At 67.1% G+C, this 15,931-nt stretch carries 18 protein-coding genes; 8 read left to right on the top strand and 10 right to left on the bottom strand.

Translation table 11 applies throughout. The features are described from left to right. Positions 1-460: 460 nt before the first annotated feature. Positions 461-1,228, bottom strand: a complete 768-nt coding sequence (gene cobM / locus LTT66_RS17010; RefSeq protein ID WP_233068652.1) for a precorrin-4 C(11)-methyltransferase — start codon at positions 1,226-1,228, stop codon at positions 461-463. A 595-nt stretch (positions 1,229-1,823) separates the two neighbouring features. Beyond that, positions 1,824-2,249, bottom strand: a complete 426-nt coding sequence (locus LTT66_RS17005; protein WP_233068650.1) for a PPOX class F420-dependent oxidoreductase — start codon at positions 2,247-2,249, stop codon at positions 1,824-1,826. A gap of 438 nt (positions 2,250-2,687) precedes the next feature. Here LTT66_RS17005 and LTT66_RS17000 point away from each other — a divergent pair, with 438 nt between their 5' ends. After that, positions 2,688-3,515, top strand: coding sequence for an alpha/beta fold hydrolase (locus tag LTT66_RS17000; protein WP_233068648.1), 828 nt, complete (start codon positions 2,688-2,690; stop codon positions 3,513-3,515). A gap of 148 nt (positions 3,516-3,663) precedes the next feature. Beyond that, complete coding sequence (locus LTT66_RS16995) at positions 3,664-4,071, top strand: hypothetical protein (RefSeq protein ID WP_233068645.1); 408 nt, start codon at positions 3,664-3,666, stop codon at positions 4,069-4,071. A 29-nt stretch (positions 4,072-4,100) separates the two neighbouring features. On the opposite strand, the gene LTT66_RS16990 is transcribed toward LTT66_RS16995, so the two are convergent. Together LTT66_RS16990 and LTT66_RS16985 are read right to left on the bottom strand one after the other, a co-directional pair. Next, on the bottom strand, positions 4,101-4,580 hold the full coding sequence (locus LTT66_RS16990) for a TIR domain-containing protein (protein ID WP_233068644.1): 480 nt from the start codon (positions 4,578-4,580) through the stop codon (positions 4,101-4,103). 292 nt (positions 4,581-4,872) lie between these two features. Then, positions 4,873-5,385 (bottom strand): nitroreductase/quinone reductase family protein, encoded by a 513-nt coding sequence (locus LTT66_RS16985; RefSeq protein WP_195066813.1) that lies wholly within the window; start codon positions 5,383-5,385, stop codon positions 4,873-4,875. Between the two features lie 379 nt (positions 5,386-5,764). Here LTT66_RS16985 and LTT66_RS16980 point away from each other — a divergent pair, with 379 nt between their 5' ends. Further along, a complete protein-coding gene (locus tag LTT66_RS16980; RefSeq protein WP_233068641.1) occupies positions 5,765-6,238 on the top strand; it encodes a hypothetical protein in 474 nt (157 codons plus the stop codon). A gap of 81 nt (positions 6,239-6,319) precedes the next feature. On the opposite strand, the gene LTT66_RS16975 is transcribed toward LTT66_RS16980, so the two are convergent. After that, complete coding sequence (locus tag LTT66_RS16975) at positions 6,320-6,610, bottom strand: hypothetical protein (RefSeq protein WP_233068640.1); 291 nt, start codon at positions 6,608-6,610, stop codon at positions 6,320-6,322. A 244-nt stretch (positions 6,611-6,854) separates the two neighbouring features. After that, on the bottom strand, positions 6,855-7,127 hold the full coding sequence (locus LTT66_RS16970) for a hypothetical protein (protein WP_195031776.1): 273 nt from the start codon (positions 7,125-7,127) through the stop codon (positions 6,855-6,857). Between the two features lie 147 nt (positions 7,128-7,274). Between LTT66_RS16970 and LTT66_RS16965 the strand changes: the two genes are divergently transcribed. Further along, the gene (locus LTT66_RS16965) at positions 7,275-7,466 is read left to right on the top strand and encodes a hypothetical protein (protein WP_233068639.1); all 192 of its coding nucleotides are present in this window, start codon (positions 7,275-7,277) and stop codon (positions 7,464-7,466) included. A gap of 270 nt (positions 7,467-7,736) precedes the next feature. Here LTT66_RS16965 and LTT66_RS16960 read toward each other — a convergent pair whose 3' ends face one another. Further along, positions 7,737-8,072 carry a hypothetical protein gene (locus LTT66_RS16960; protein ID WP_233068638.1) on the bottom strand — a complete coding sequence of 112 codons (336 nt, stop codon included), beginning with the start codon at positions 8,070-8,072 and terminating at the stop codon, positions 7,737-7,739. Positions 8,073-8,331: 259 nt separating this feature from the next. On the opposite strand from LTT66_RS16960, the gene LTT66_RS16955 reads away from it, so the two are divergent. Further along, on the top strand, positions 8,332-9,648 hold the full coding sequence (locus LTT66_RS16955; RefSeq protein ID WP_233068637.1) for a helix-turn-helix domain-containing protein: 1,317 nt from the start codon (positions 8,332-8,334) through the stop codon (positions 9,646-9,648). A gap of 41 nt (positions 9,649-9,689) precedes the next feature. Here the strand turns inward: LTT66_RS16955 and LTT66_RS16950 are convergent, their stop codons facing one another. Together LTT66_RS16950 and LTT66_RS16945 are read right to left on the bottom strand one after the other, a co-directional pair. Next, positions 9,690-9,989 (bottom strand): DUF6506 family protein, encoded by a 300-nt coding sequence (locus tag LTT66_RS16950; RefSeq protein ID WP_233068636.1) that lies wholly within the window; start codon positions 9,987-9,989, stop codon positions 9,690-9,692. Positions 9,990-10,112: 123 nt separating this feature from the next. Beyond that, positions 10,113-11,039, bottom strand: coding sequence for a LysR family transcriptional regulator (locus LTT66_RS16945; protein WP_233068634.1), 927 nt, complete (start codon positions 11,037-11,039; stop codon positions 10,113-10,115). 276 nt (positions 11,040-11,315) lie between these two features. On the opposite strand from LTT66_RS16945, the gene LTT66_RS16940 reads away from it, so the two are divergent. The 3 genes from LTT66_RS16940 (at position 11,316) to LTT66_RS16930 (ending at position 15,296) form a co-directional block, all read left to right on the top strand. After that, entirely contained in the window at positions 11,316-12,896 is a 1,581-nt protein-coding gene (locus LTT66_RS16940) for a purine-cytosine permease family protein (RefSeq protein ID WP_233068631.1), read from the top strand. A gap of 271 nt (positions 12,897-13,167) precedes the next feature. Next, the gene (locus tag LTT66_RS16935; RefSeq protein ID WP_233068625.1) at positions 13,168-14,553 is read left to right on the top strand and encodes an MFS transporter; all 1,386 of its coding nucleotides are present in this window, start codon (positions 13,168-13,170) and stop codon (positions 14,551-14,553) included. Then, positions 14,550-15,296, top strand: a complete 747-nt coding sequence (locus LTT66_RS16930) for a 3-hydroxybutyrate dehydrogenase (RefSeq protein WP_233068624.1) — start codon at positions 14,550-14,552, stop codon at positions 15,294-15,296. The genes LTT66_RS16935 and LTT66_RS16930 overlap by 4 nt, the downstream gene beginning before the upstream one ends. An 8-nt stretch (positions 15,297-15,304) precedes the next feature. Here LTT66_RS16930 and LTT66_RS16925 read toward each other — a convergent pair whose 3' ends face one another. Beyond that, positions 15,305-15,898: an SACE_7040 family transcriptional regulator gene (locus tag LTT66_RS16925; protein WP_233068623.1), complete on the bottom strand. Its 594-nt coding sequence runs from the start codon at positions 15,896-15,898 to the stop codon at positions 15,305-15,307. Positions 15,899-15,931: the final 33 nt, after the last annotated feature.

Below are 15,931 nucleotides of genomic sequence, written 5' to 3'. Positions count from 1 at the left end.
CCGTAACCTCGCTTCCGGAACACCACGCAAGCGCTCCCCGACCACACCCGGAGGGGGCGCACACCTATCCGAGCGTGGCGCCTGCGTCCCCAGGTTCAGTTCTCACATCAAATCAGGCAAAAAATGTTCATTTGAACTATCTGTCCAACATGCCGGGCTTGTTACATGGGCTCAACCGTGCCCGGAACCCACCGACCGGCTCCGCCGGGACCTTCTTTGCGAATCACCGGATCAATCTACCGTCGCCTCCGGCACCCGACCAACCATCGGACATAGCGAGCAAACATCACCGCAGGCAGGGGCGTTGCAGTGAGTTCGCCGGATGATGTTGCGGTTCTCACACACGTCACTCCTGCGCCACTTGGGCACTTTCGTGACGGGTAAGGCACGCGCCTATGGCACCCGCCGTCGGTGGACCCTCCGCGTTGGGGACCGACGCTCGCGTCCACCGGCGCCGTTGTCATCCGCGCTGCGCACCGGAGGACCCGCGCACCCGCGAGGGGTCGTAGAGGTGGGATTGCGCGCACGACACGGCGGGCGTGAGCGCGCGGCCCACCAGGATCACCGCCGCCTGCCGCAGTCCGGCGGCTTCGACCTGGTCAGCGATGTCGGCCAGGGTGCCGCGCAGGATCAGTTGCTCGGGTTGACTGGCGCGGTAGACAACGGCGACCGGGCAGTCCGGGCCGTAGTCGGCGGCCAGTTCGGCGGCCAGAACGCGGACGCGGGTGATGGCCAGGTGCAGCGCGAGGGTGGCTCCGGTGGCGGCGAAGTTCGCCAGCGCTTCGGACTCGGGCATCGCGGTGGAGCGGGCCTGGGTGCGGGTCAGCACCACCGACTGCACCAGCTCCGGCACCGTCAACTCAGTGCCGAGCACCGCCGCCGCGGCGGCATAGGCGGGCACGCCCGGCGTGACGTCCCACGGCACGCCGTGCGCGTCGAGCCTGCGGGTCTGCTCGGTCAGCGCGGAGTACAGCGACGGGTCTCCCGAGCACAGGCGGGCCACGTCCTTGCCTTCCGAGGTGGCGCGCACCAGATGATCGGTGATCCGGTCGAGGTCCAAGTGCTGGGTATCGACCAGCTCGGCGTCCGGCGCGCAGTACGCCAGCACGTCGGGATCCAGATAGGTCCCCGCGTACAGGCACACCGGCGACGCGCGCAGCAACTCGACCGCGCGCACCGTCAACAGATCGGCCGCACCCGGCCCGGCCCCGATGAAGTGCACGGTCATGCGCGCGAGTGTATTGACCGCCGCCCACCGCCTACCCGGCGACCGAGCCGCCAATGCTTGCGGCCCGATCGCCTCAGGGTCGACAGCGAACCAGCTCGCGCACCAGCCGCGATACAACGACACCCCGCGCCGAGCGCCAGAACTGCGACCCGATCACGGCAGAGCCGACAACGAACCAGCCCGCGCACCAGCCGCGATACAACGACACCCCCGCGACGAGCGCCAGAACTGCGACCCGATCACGGCAGAGCCTGCGGCGAACCAGTCCGAGCGCCAGGAGCCACACAACGGCGACGCCTGGCGACCAAGCGAGAACCCGCGGCCCGATCACACCGGCTGGATAACGAACCAACCTGAGCACCGATACAACAGCGACCCCCGGCGACGAGCGCCAGAGCTGCGACCCGATCGCGACAAGGCCTGCGGCGAACGGGCTCGCGTACCGGTAGCGGTAGAACGGCGATATCCGACGACCAAGCGCCAAAGCCTGCGGACCGATCGAGGCAGGATCTGCGGCGCACGGGCCCGAGCACCGGGAGCGGATATGCCCGCGACACCCGGCTACCGGCGAAACACGTAGCCCCGATCCGGCCGCTCAGGCTGTGGCGTCGAAGTGGGCGATCACCTTCGTGGGCCGCAACCGGACCACCAGTTCCCCGGGGACGCCGTTGCGCTTGCCGAATTCCTCGGCGCGGTCCGCGCCCATGTAGCGGCCTCCGATCTCGGTGGCCGTGCGCAGCAGTTCGCCGGGGTCTTCCGAGAGGGTGACCGAGCCCTGCAACTGAACCGACGCGTAGGGCGGTTCCTCCAGGTCCACGCACACGGCGATGCGCCCGTCACGAGCGAACGCCTTACCCTTCGCGGTCGACTTGCCGGTGTTGAAGACCAGCTCGTCTCCCTCGAGGACGAACCACACCGGGCTCACCACCGGCCTGCCGTCAGCGGCGACGAACGCCACCTTGCCGGTACGGGTGCCGTGGGTGAGGAACTCACGCACTTCGGGATCGGAAAGAGAGGCCATCCGCTCACCCTAAGTCGCGGTCGGCCACAGATCACGCGACGAATCGCCGGGACGACCTGCGGGACGGTGCCCGCCCCTGCCGTCTACGAGTCGGCGGGCGCAGCGATTACGAAGGGTTGCGAGTGCTTGCGCCGTGCTCAGAGCACACCGGCGGCGGGCAGCATCACGGGGCGGGCGGTAGCACGGGGGCGGTCTCAGCAGGGGCGAGCAGGGTCACGGCGACGACGGGCAGAGTGGATCTCGGTATCGACGGGCAGAGGTTCATCTGGGCCGTCTCGGTGGAGCCGTGCTCGAGCGGCCCGCGCACCTCGATCGAGCCTCCGGAGGGTCCGGTAGAACGGCGCTGAAAACAGCAGATATCCAGGTGGAACACCGTGTCAGTGACCGTGTCAGGTGGGTGTCAGTGTGGTGTCAGGTCAGACGCTGAGAGTGGTCGCCATGACAAAGGACAACACTTCCTCGACCGATTCGAAGTGGACCGGCATGGTGCCGGTCGATGATACGGCCTTGGCTGTCACCGACACCGGCGGTGCGGGTATCCCCGTGGTCTATCTCAACGGCCAGTTCGCCACTCAGGGGTACTGGCGGAAGGTCATCGCCGAGCTCGGTTCCGGGTTCCGGCACATCACTTACGACGAGCGGGCTCGCGGCAAATCGCGGCGTTCGGCGGACTATTCCTTCGGGGCCGCCGTCCGCGATGTCGATGCCGTCCTGGCGGCCAGGGGCGTGGACCGGGCGCTGGTGGTGGGCTGGTCCTACGGGGCGGTCGTCGCGGCGCACTGGGCCGGCCGGAATCCGGATCGTGCCGCGGGCGCGGTCCTGGTCGACGGCGCGTTCCCGTACGACTGGCTCGACCAGGCCATGGAGCAGCGGATCCGCAAGCTGTTCAAGCGGCTGGGCTGGTTCACCCCGCTGCTGCGCCCGACAGGCCTGACACCCCGGATGACCGCCGAACAGATGGCTGAGAGCAACATCGAGCTCGGCAGGCTCTCCCGCGAGCGCGAGCTGGGCCCGGTGCTCGACGGCATCATCGTGCCGGTGCGGTATGTGGTTGCTTCGGGGACGTCCTTCGGAAGCCGCGGTGATGAGCAAGAACGGATCCGCACCAGCCTCGATGCGGTGACCGTCCGCAACCCGAACATCCACATCAGCGCGAAGGTCGGCAGCAACCACGGCGCCCTCCTGCGCAAAGACTTCCGCGCCATCGCCGAGGCCGTACGCGAGACGGCAGCCGCCCATGACCGGCAGGGGTCGCCGAGCCGATAACCAACGGGCTCACGACCGGTCGGGCGGCAGCGTTCGCCGAGGCGTATCCCGACCCGCCTCGAGCAATCCGCGGGCACCAACCCGACCGCATTCCTCCACTCTATCCATCCAATCACATTGCAGTACCACATCTTTGAAGGAGCACAGCATGTCCGTCACCCTGACCGACCAGGACAAGAGCACCCTGCGGACCGCCGCCTACGGTGCCGTATCGCTGATGGCCGCCGCTGATGCCACCGGCAAGCCCCACAAGGTCGCCACGAACGGTTCCATCGCCTTGTCATCGGCGACCGGCCTGGTCGGGCACGTGCTCGCCGCCAAGTCGAAGGACATCGAACTGCCGGGCAAGTCCGTCGCCGAACTCGCCGATCAGGTACTGCCGGCCCTGACCGCCACCATGAGCCTGCTCGAGAAGCAGGATCCGGCCGAGGCCGACAACTTCCGCAACACCGTCCTCGTCGCCCTCGACGCAGCCACCCGGACCCACCAGGGCGAGCCCAGCCCCACCCTGGCCGAGATGACCCGCAAGATCACCGCAGCCCTCGACGCCGCTTGATGGAATGTCGACCGGCAGCAACAGCCGTGTCACGGAGTCCTCTCCGAACTCCGTGACACGGCGTCGCAAACACCCATTCCGCGCCGGTTCTCGTCGATCAGCGCACTGTGTTCACGGCCACCGGCCCCACACGACCACTGGGCACCAGCGGAAACCGACTGATGAACGGTCGTGACGAGCTGGTCGACTATTTCGATCGCGGTCATAGGACGCTGAGTGGCGTGGGTGATCTCGGCGGCGTGGCCGGCCGGGCACGTCCTCGGGCTGAAGACTGTGGCGCAGACCGCGCAGTCCTCGACACTGTCGGTGAGGTGAGCTCGGATGTTGCGGCTGTCGAGGGCAGCGACCAAGCCGAACAGGCTGAACGGATTAATGGACATCAGGATGAAGTTTCTGGTTCGTGGCGTTGCGGAACCCCGCCGCGCGACCGACTCCTTTGTCGGCCTACCGACGCCGTTGTCGAGGGCGGATTCAGGTGACGGCGCTGTCACCAGTTGTGCTTGCTGCACGACAACCAGCCTCATCGAATACGTACCGGCCCCGCATCCGTAGATTCACCCAGGCAATACCTATTTATGCAATCGGCGCTCAGATGAGCGACACGTGTGTATTCGAGGTACACCTGCCCATACACAGGTAAGGGCGGGTGGAGAACGTGCACGGACGGGTAAGGGCGGCACGCGGCCGGACCCGGACGGGATGCGGCGCGCCTCGTTCTACATCAGTGTTCAGCGTAGATTTCCGCCGGGCTGCGGTAGCCGTGAATCTTGCGGGGCCGGTTATTGGTACCGGCCGGGTCGCTCAGCTCTCGCCGTCGAGGGTCAGCACGACCAGCGGTATGGGCCGGTCGACCTTGGACTGGAAGTCCGCCAGCAGGGGGTTGTTGGCCAGCACCCAGGCCGCGAACTCGTCGTAGTCCGCGCCTTCGAGCACCTTGCCGGTCGCCTGGTAGGTCTTGTCCCGGAGCTCGATAGTGATCTGCGGATTCGCCTTGATGTTGTACCACCAGGCCGGGTACTTATCCTCGATGAACGAGCTCACGAACATGGTGTCGTCCCGGTACAGGGGCCCCAGCGGAGTCGTGTGCCGCTTGCCGCTCTTGGCTCCCGTGGTGGTGAGCAGGATGAGGTCCCCGCCCGCGTAAGCACCGCCCACCTTGCCCGAGTTCTCCCTGAACTCCTTGATCACATCATCGTTCCAGTTGGCGATGCTGCCCTGCTGGTCCCAAGCCTGGTTCCACGGCGCGTTCGGATCGTTGTAGTCGGTGATGTCGGCCTGATCCGGCTGTCCCGCAGTCGATTCGGTTTCGCTCATGATTCGATTGTGTCGCGGAGATAGGACAGTTACCGTCCTAATTCGACGAGAGAACCGTGCCCGCGCGGCGTGCCCGCCGGGCATGCTTTTGCCTAGGCGTAGTTGCGGGCCGCTCCGGGCCGTAGGGGCTGGCGACTGTGGCGCAGACCGTGCAGTTCGGAATCCCGCCTGCGCGACCGACTCCTTTGTCGGCCTACCGGCGCCGTTGTCGAAGGCGGGTCCAGGTAACGGCGCTGTCACCTCAGCTGTGCTTGCCGCACGGCAACCAGCCTCATCGAATACGTACCGATCCCACATCCGTGGATTCACCATGCATATACCTATTCATGCGGTCAGCGCCCGGTTACGGATTTGATATGCATGTGTATATCATCTACACATGATTACCAATTACCGCCAAGGATCCGGCGACCCGCACGGTGCGGCAGGTGAACCGCCGTTTTCCGAAGGCACGGTGCTGATGCCCTGGCAAGCCGGTCCCCGCCACGACAGCGCAGGTCCGGTGTTCGTCAGCGTCACCGACTTCCTGGCCGCTTCCGAAGAAGACGTTCAGGACATCTACAAGACGGGAATGCGGCTGGGCCGGAACTGGCCCGTGATGCACGGCGCGGTCGGCCTGTGGTTGTGGGCTCGCCCCTCGGAGGCACGCGGCGGCTCGATCTCGATCTGGGAGACCGAAAAGGACATGCGGCGGTTCGTGCGCTGGCCCGTGCACGCCGAGATCATGCGGAAGTGGCGCGGGCGAGTCGGCCTTGCCACCGACTCGTGGCAGGCCGCCCGGTTCGATGCCCAGGAGGTGTGGGCACGAGCGCGCGACACGATCGACTTGCGCCCGCACCCCCAGGCCGGATGACCCATACGGCCGCGCACCGCGATCAGACCACTGCTCCGGAAGACCCTGGCGGCCCGGAGACGTCCGGCAGACCGGTCTCCATCAGGGGCGGTGCATGAACGCCATCAGGCAGCACTCCTTGGTTCTCGTGCTGTCGACGCTCCGTTCGATCACGCTGACCAGCGCCCAACCCTGGGATTCGAGCAGCTCGATGCCATTGAGCAGGTGGACGACCGGCTCGAAGATCGCGGACCTGTTGTCCCCCAGGGTGCGGAACTCTACCCGCGGAGGCGAGCTCAGGACCAGGTTCCGGCGCGGATAGGATCGCAGGTCCACCGCGCCGTTCAGCACGGCGATCACGTCGAAGACAGGTCCGGGTGCAGGAGTACTCACGTCCCCATGCTCCTGCATACTCGGCACCCTCGACACTCAGGCCAAAACACTGAGTATCAAGGACTTTCGCTCAGTGCGTGCGGAGGCATTGCCCGGTGCGCTGTCCCGACGCCGCTGCCACGTCCCTACGCCATGCTCAAGACTAAGCAGCCCTACCGCATGGCAGAGTCCGTTGTCGCTCGAGGAAAGCCACCCGCCGCTGGTGCGCGGATCAGGGTGGCATCCCGTCGAACTCTGCTACGGATCAGCGCTGCCAGGGCAGGCAGCCCGCGGCGCGCAGGCGGGTGGCCAGGCCGGAGCCGATGGTGGTGCTGGAACCGTTGCCCGCGGTGAGAGCCAGCAGGAGGTCCAGGCCGAGTCCGGCACCGAGGGAGCAGCCCAGCAGGTTGATGTCCACCGAGATGATCTCGTCCTTCGGTGCGCCGGGCAGGGTCTCATCGGCATGCGCCGAACTCGCTCCGGCCACGGTGGCGGCGACGAGCGTCACGGCGATGAGACCGGCTCGGATGGATCGCACTTGTCCTCCTTCTGCGCCCTGATCGGGCGCGATCCTGGTGCCGGGCAATGGGTTCGGTCGGCGTCCGCGCTCCCGACCGGCGGTCCGCCGCATGGTTTGTTGACCGATCGACAGCGCGGGAAACCCCGTTTCCGTCCGGAGCCGGTGATGTGTCACACACCGATCCGAGCCGTCGCCGAGGCATTGCCGGAAGCCGGGCGTTACGGCCATGCCGTAACCGGCCGTGCAGTAGGTCCCGTGGTCCGGCACATCACCTACGACGAGCGGGCCCGCGGCAGACTACGGCGTTCGGCGGACTATTCCTCGAAGTCGGCCGCGATGGTGATGGCGGGGTCCTGATTCTCCTACCCGGGAAATCGGCAGACCGTCGGCATATGTATCGGCAGATCGTCGGCGATAATATCGGCAAATCATCGGGCAATCGGTCGGCAGATGATCGGACACTTCGTCGGCAGATCGTCGGTTTGCGCTCGGCCAGTTCTCCTGCCGGGCAATTGGTCTGATGTGTCACGGGCGTCGACCGCCCGCTGTCAATTGTTGACCGATCACGAAGACCGGAAACCCTGATGTCGGCCCGGGCTCGTCCGCGGCGGCGTTCAGGTCGATCAGTCATGCGTGGTCCGAGGGGCCATGGGCGGCGAGGTCTTCCATGCCCTGCGATGGGATGTGCCTCGAATCGAGGGTGATCAGCCCGCACACCGACATGATCGCGTCCGTGCGGTCCTCCAGATGGCCCCGCGACGGGGTGATCACCGCGACCGCGCCGACACGGCCGATCACGGCGAGCAGGGCCTCGAGTGACGCGGGGGCGGTCGGGCCCGCGACCAGCGTTCGCGCCAGATCGAAACCCGACGCCTTCGCCAGCGCGCGGATTTCCAATTCGTGCCTGCGTGCGCGACGCCCGGAGACATCGCGGCGCAGATACCCGACCACTTTCGGCTTCATGATCACCTCTCGTTCGATGGGTGCGCCCGCCGCCGGGGGCTTTCGCCACCGCTCGCGGCTCACCGCGTCCGGAGTGCCGTGCCGACACGACATCACCCCGGCGGCGCGCGCACCTCGAGCCTCGAGGAACGGGCGGAACATCGCGACGCTGTCAAGCGCGCGACACCGGGTGTGCGATATCTGCGGTTGCCCCTCCCCGCTTGCGGTTTTGTGCTTAAAGTTCGCGCATCACAGTGGATTTCGGGACAGGGGGCCGAAAGTGATCGACAACGAGATGGACGGCGTGTGGACGACGCCGCAATTCCGCAAGTTGCTCGCCGAGGGGCGGCCCGGTCAAGCCCTGGCCCTCGTCCGCAGAGAAATGGGCCTGTCCCAAGCCGACTTCGGCGCACTCCTGCACTGGGACCGCACGCATGCGGGCCGGGTGGAACGTGGAGAAGTGGGGACCATCTTCGACATCCGCGAACTGATCCGCGCCGCCGACGCGCTGGGGATTCCCCGCTCCGCGCTGCTGCCCCTCTTGCTCGCGACACCCGATACGGGGACCATCGACTACGGGGGTGGCGAAGGAGTCGATGACGTGGACCGCAGACAATTCGGCCTGGCAGCGACAATAACGGCAGTGTCGGGTGTCTCCATACCGCCGACCAGGGCCGCTGAACCGATTCGGGTCGGCACCGGGCATGTCACTTATATTCGGGTGCTCACGCAACGGCTTTGGGAGCACGACAACCATCGCGGAGGTGGCGGCGTCTTCGACTACGCAGCGCGCCGATACGCCTCGGTAAGGCGGCTGCTGGACTCCAGGTCGTACGGCCACCGCCTAGGGGCCGAATTGGTGAGTGCCACCGGATGGCTGTCGAATACCGTTGCTTGGCTGGCTCGTGATAGCAATCGGCCTGGCACTGCCTGGCGGCAACTCACGGAATCGGTTCTGCTTGCCGAACAGTGCGGCGACAACGCCTTATTGGCCGCCGCCCTGGGAGACCTCGCGAATCTCGCCGCGTCCTCGCCCGCCTCTTTTGCCGAGCCCGTGCGCCTCGCACGGCGTTCGACAGAACTCGTCAGGGGCATACCGTCCGCTCGCATGAACGCGCTGAAGGCCGCCGAGGAGGCAATTGCGTACGCGGCCGTCGGTGACCAGCAGGAGTTCGATCGCGCGATGGCGCGAGTCTGGCGCGAGGCCGATCGCGGCCTCGACAATCCAGACGACCCGGCATGGTTGGAGCACGTGAACGAGGCCGAGTTGCACGCCCATGAGGCGCGAGGACTCCGGATGCTCGGGCACCACGGCCAGGCGGCCGAACTGTGCCGCGAGAGCGTCGCCCACGGGGGCTATTTCCCACGGGACGAAGCCTCGTACCGCGCCTATTTCGCCGCCGCTCTCGCCGGGCTCGGCGACACCACCGCAGCGATCACCGAAGCGCGCACCGCCCTGACTCTCCTGGAAGGCCCCGTCAACTCTCCACGACTTCTGGCCGAACTACGCCCGGTCCGCATAGCCGCCACCCGGACACGGGGAGACGACGCAGAACACTTCCGCCACCGATTCGACACCCTCGCCCGAACGGCCTGACCCGGAGAACAACAGACGCGATCTGCCTCTGCGGCATACGGTCAGGAGAAGATGGCGTGCACCTGGTCGACTGCTTCAGGCCCGTAGCCGACCGTGCCCACGGGCACCGCACCGTTGATCGCCTCGATGACGCGCCCGGCCCAAACGGGCCCGAACCCTCCGCACAGCTCGATCAGTTGCGCACCGTCGTCCACCAGGCGGCGCGCGACCTCGATGCCTTCCTCGGGCTTCTCCACCCCCACGAGGACAGTGCGGCATTTGCCGGTGTCCACGACGCTGACATCGCCGCCCGCGGCGCTGCCGGCCGCTGTGTAGATGAATCCCCAGTGCGTGAGCGCCATAGGTGTGTACCTCCCTGAGACCGTCGAAGCCACCAGCCAAACAGATCTCGGGCGAAAACGTCCAGGAGCGCAGGTGAACCTATGTGCTCCGTAGCTTGACCGCCGATGTTCGCTCGGCGGAAGTCAGCCCAAGCGTCCGAGAAGGACGTCGCGCTGATCGGCGACCATGACGCGGATCGCGGTGACGACGGCGGCCACTTCCGGGCGGCGGAGCGTTTCGGTGCGGGCGACCAGCCAGTAGCCGAGGGTGACCGTCACCGAATCGGCCAGCAAGCGAACGAGATCCGCGTGGCGATCCGCCATGAAGCAGGGCAGCAGGCCGAGGCCCGCTGCCGCGCGTGTGGCTTCCACATGCACGAAAACATTGGTGGACGTGACGGATTCGCGCATCGCGGGCGCGAAACTGGAGGCCAGGTCGAGGTCGTCGACTTGGAGCATGGAATCGATGAAGTACACCAGCGGGTGCTCGGCCAGGTCGTCGATCGTCGCGGGCGCGCCGTGGTCGCGCAGGTAGTCGCGCGAGGCGTAGAGGCCGAGGCAATAGTCGGCCAGGTGGGTGGCGGTGGCGCGGTGCACTTGCGGCTCGCCGACGACGATCTCGAGGTCGAGTCCCGAACGTTGTTGCGACGCACGCCGGGTGGTCGCCACGATCTCCACCGTGATCTTCGGGTGCCGCCGCTGCACTTCGGCGGCCGCGGGCGCGGCGATGTAGGCACTGAAGCCGTCCGTCGCCGAGATGCGGACCACGCCTTCCAGCGATCGGTTCCCACCCGCGTCGCTCGTGAGGGACTTCACGGCCGACTCCACCACCTCGGCGGCGGCCAGCGCCTCCTTGCCGAGATCGGTCAGCTCCCAGCCACCCGCCACCCGGGTGAGCACCCGGCCGCCGAGGGTGTGTTCCAGCGCGGCGATACGGCGGGAGATCGTGGTGTGGTTGATGCCGAGTTCCTCGGCCGCGGTGACGAAGCGGCCGGACCGTCCGACCGCGAGCAGAACGAGGAGGTCATCGGCGCTGGGACGGCGAGCAGACCCTGCGGAAGCCGGGCTCATATCTGCATCTTGGCAGATCGCTCGACGCGCGCAGATCGTCGGCACCGCCAGATTTGCGCCTCACTGGCACATAAGCCATCGAACAACGGATCGCTATCCAGGTGTCGAACTGACTGCATGCGTCGCACTGAGCGCGAATCAGCGGTGTCCTTTGCGCTCGATTCGTGCCTGGCTTTGGGCGTTGACGTGCAACGACCGCTAAGGAACACCAAATCTGTTGCGCCCCAATAGTTGCCCCGTCAACCATGGTTCCGCTTGACACTTCACCGTCATACAATGAGCCATCATCTAACGGCACTATATGTAAGTAGATGGAATGGTCGGGGCCCGGTGCCCACAGCCGGTCGCGGCCCTCGGCGAATGGATCTGGGCATGGCAATGGCTTCAGCGAAACTTTCCAAGTGGTCCTTCGAGCGAAAAGGCGCCGAATGGGTCGCCGATGACGAGCGTCGAGGTAATCCGCGCGCGCAGTTCTGGCCATGGGCGGGCACCAGTTGCAACGTGCTGCTGGTGTCGTTCGGTCCGTATGTCATGGCACTGGGCCTCGACTGGCACCTGGCGGCGCTGGCGGCGGCGACCGGCGCGGTTCTGTCCTTCCTGCTGCTCGGCCTGGTGTCACTGGCCGGGCAGCGGGGCGGGGCGGCGACCATGGTGGCCGGCCGCGCGGCGTTCGGATTCCACGGCAACAAGATCCCGACCTTGATCAGCTATCTGGCGTTGGTCGGATGGGAGACCTTCTCGGCGGTCCTGGCGACCCTCGCGGCCCGCACCGTGGCCCACCGGCTCGACCCGGACATGGATACCAGGCCCTTCATGATCGTCACCCTCTGCATCGTCGTCCTGGCCAGTACGGTGGTCGGAATCTACGGCTGCCACGTGATCCTGCGGATTCAGAAGTGGTTCGCCGTGGTATTCACCGCACTGTCGGTGGTCTATGTCGTGCTGACGCTGCCCGAGATTTCGTTCGCGACGCACGGCCAGGCCAGTCCGGGCGCGTTCACGGGCGGGATCATGTTGGCCGCCAGTTTGCTCGGCCTGAGCTGGGTCAACTGCGCGGCCGACTACACCCGTTATCTGCCACGCGAGACCGGTAAACGCGCACTGGTGGGATGGATCACCTTCGGCGGCACCGCGCCCGCCATCGTGTTGATGGGCTTCGGGACATTGCTGGCCTCCGGTAACCCCGAGGTCGCGGCGATGGCCGCGACCGACCCGATCAGCGCCCTGTCGGCCCATCTGCCCACCTGGTTCCTGGTGCCGTATCTGATCCTGGCGCTGGTGGGTTTCGTGTCCGGGTCCATCATCGGCCTGTACTCCTCGGGCCTCGCGCTCCAGACCTTGGGCGTGCGGATGCCCCGGCACTACACCGTCCTGATCGACGCGGTCCTGATCGCGAGCGCGGGTGGCTATGTCGTCTTCGCCGCGCCGGGCTTCTTCGCCCCGTTCCAGGCCTTCCTGACCACGACCGCGGTGGTGATGGCCGCATGGTCCGGAATCTTCGTGGTCGACCTGTGGCAGCGCCGCCATATCGGCTACGACCGGACAGCCCTGTTCAGCCCGGTCGGCGGCTACGGCAGGGTGAATCGCGCCGGGATCGGCTGCCTGACCGTCGCCACCATCGTCGGGTTCGGCCTGATCACCTCCCCCGATCCGCATATCGGCCCACTGCTCGGATATCTGTTCACTCCAGCCGCCCGCGCCGGCAGCCTGGGCAGCAGCAACCTCGGCATATTCGCCGCGCTGATCCTCGCGACCGCGGGCTACGCGGCCCTGCACCGAGTACGTCCGCCCGCCCAGCCGAAGACCACCGAACAGATCGAGAACCGTGATACGGATCTGATCCGAGCCACGGCGTGAGGTTCTTCGCCGCCGAACCGGTCGCGGTCGTCGCCGCGTAGACGTGTGCCGGGCGAAGTCCGGATCCGCGCCGTTCCGTCCCCCATGAACGCATGCCGCCTTCAGCCTGAATGCTGGTGCAGCGCAGCCCGTATCTGCATCTTTGCAGACCCGAACTGCACTAATGGTCATTGCGACGCCAATCGTCTGCACCAATACTCGGTGCAGCCAAGCATGTGTGGGCCGTCACATCGAGTCCGAAGTGTGGCCCCGGGCACGAAGGAGTAGCGCGATGAGGGAGCACAGCGCCGGAGCGACACCGGCGGAGGATCGGGGCGGCACGACCAGCGGTTTGCGCCGTGTGGTGGCCGCGTCGATGGCGGGCACGGTCGTGGAGTGGTACGAGTTCTTCCTCTACGGCACCGCCGCCACGCTGGTGTTCAGCAAGGTGTTCTTCGCCAAGGACACCAGCGATCTGGACGCCATCCTCGCCGCGTTCGTCACCTACGCGGTTGGTTTCGCGGCGCGCCCGCTCGGCGGCGTGGTCTTCGGGCATTTCGGCGACAAGTACGGCCGCAAGAAACTGCTGCAGTTCAGCCTGATCCTGGTGGGCAGCGCGACGTTCCTGATGGGCTGCCTGCCGACCTTCGGGCAGATCGGTTACTGGGCCCCCGCACTGCTGGTCACGCTGCGCTTCATCCAGGGTTTCGCGGTCGGCGGGGAATGGGGCGGCGCGGTGCTGCTGGTCGCCGAGCACAGCCCGAGCCGCAGCCGCGGCTTCTGGGCGAGCTGGCCGCAGGCGGGCGTGCCCGCGGGCAACCTGCTGGCGACGGTGGTGCTGCTGGTGCTCACCTCCACGCTGTCGGACGAGGCGTTCCTCGGCTGGGGCTGGCGCGTGGCGTTCTGGCTGTCCGCGGTGGTGGTGCTGGTCGGCTACTACATCCGCACGAAGATCACCGACGCGCCCATCTTCGTCGCGGCGCAGCAGGAAGCCGAGCAGATCAAGGCCACCTCGCTGAGCGTGGTGGAGGTGCTGCGCCGCTACCCGCGCGGCGTGCTCACCGCGATGGGCCTGCGGTTCGGCGAGAACGTCATGTACTACCTGGTGGTCACGTTCACGATCACCTATTTGAAGGTGGAGGTGCACGCCGACACCCAGGTGATCCTGTGGTGGCTGCTCGCCGCGCACGCGGTGCACTTCGTGACGATCCCGCTGGTGGGCAACCTGTCCGACCGGTTCGGCAGGCGACCGGTCTACCTGATCGGCGCGCTGACCGCGGGCACCTGGGGCTTCTTCGCCTTCCCGATGATGGACAGCGGCCACAACGCGATCATCATGTCCGCCATCATCATCGGCTTGATCTTCCACGCCTTCATGTACGCCGGGCAGCCCGCGATCATGGCCGAGATGTTCCCCACTCGGATGCGCTACTCCGGGGTGTCCCTGGGCTATCAGGTGACCTCGATCGTGGCCGGCTCGCTGGCGCCGATCATCGCCGTCCGGCTGTTGAACACCTACCACTCCGCGGTGCCGATCGCCTGGTACCTGGCGGGGGCGGCGGCGGTGAGCGCGATCGCCGTGCTCTTCGCGCGAGAGACGAAGGGACTGAGTTTGGAAAGCATCGATCACGCCGACGCCGAGAGCCTCGGCGCACGGGCCGAAGTGACCGTGCGATGAGCGATCTGGCGGGGCGCAGCGCCCTGGTCACCGGCGGCGCGAGCGGCATCGGCGCGGCCTGCGCCCGTGCGCTCGCGGCGCGCGGCGCCACCGTCACGGTGGCCGACATCGACGAGGTCGGCGCGAAGGCCGTGGCCTCCGAACTGGGCGGCAGATCGTGGGCGGTGGATCTGCTCGACGTCGCGTCGCTCGAGAAGCTGGAACTCGACACCGACATCCTGGTGAACAACGCCGGGGTGCAGCACATCAGCCCGATCGAGGAGTTCGCGCCGCAGCGGTTCCGCGACCTGCTCGCGCTGATGGTCGAGGCGCCGTTCCTGCTGGTGCGCGCGGCCCTGCCGCACATGTACCGGCAGGGCTGGGGACGTATCGTCAACATCTCCTCGGTGCACGGGCTGCGCGCCTCCGAATACAAGGTCGCCTACGTGACGGCCAAGCACGGACTGGAGGGGCTGTCGAAGGTCACCGCGCTCGAGGGCGGCCCGCACGGCGTGACGAGCAACTGCGTCAACCCGGGCTACGTGCGCACGCCGCTGGTGGACAAGCAGATCGCCGACCAGGCCAAGGCGCACGGCGTGCCCGTACAGGAAGTGGTGGAGAAGATCCTGCTCACCGAGAGCGCGATCAAGCGCCTGGTGGAGCCGGAGGAGGTCGCGGCGCTGGTGAGCTGGCTCGCGTCGCCGGAGGCGGGCATGGTCACCGGCGCGGCCTACACGATGGACGGCGGGTGGAGCGCGCGATGAGGGCGCGCTCACCCGAGGGCGGTCAGCGCCATCCTGCGCAGCACCGGACGGGCTCGGGCCGCGGTCGCGTTGCCCGCGCTGTGCGGGGTGGAGTTGATCAGGCCGAAGGCGGCGTGGGCTTGGACCCGCGCCGTCTCCTCGGGTAGTTCCGGATGCAGCTCGCGCAGCACCCCCACCCAGATCTCCACGTATCGGCGCTGGGTGCGGCGGATCTCGCGGCGGGCGGCGGCGGGCACGTTGTCCAGGTCGCGGTCCTGGATGCGGATCAACTCCGGTTCACCGAGCGCGAAGTCCAGGTGATGGTCGACCAGCCCGGCGAGCGCCCGCTCGGCGGAGTTCGCGCCCTCCACCACCGCCGCGCCGCCGGCCAGCAGGCGCTGACTCACCCCGACCAGCAGTTCGATCAGCAGCGCCTCCTTGTTCGGGAAGTGCCGGTAGACCGCGGGACCGCTGATACCGACGGCGGCGCCCAGATCATCCAGGCGCATACCGAGGAAGCCGCGATCGGCGATCAACCGCGCCCCGGCTTCCAACAATTGCGCCCTGCGTTGCGCCTTCAATTGCTCACGACGCGTGGGCGCGACGGATTCGGCACTGGTCACACGCGTTCCTTTCCGCCGACCTGGACATCTCGG

Source organism: Nocardia gipuzkoensis (assembly GCF_021183645.1).
Classification (GTDB): Bacteria; Actinomycetota; Actinomycetes; order Mycobacteriales; family Mycobacteriaceae; genus Nocardia; species Nocardia abscessus.
Note: the sequence above shows the minus strand (reverse complement) of the source record. Positions and strands in the feature narration are given on the sequence as shown.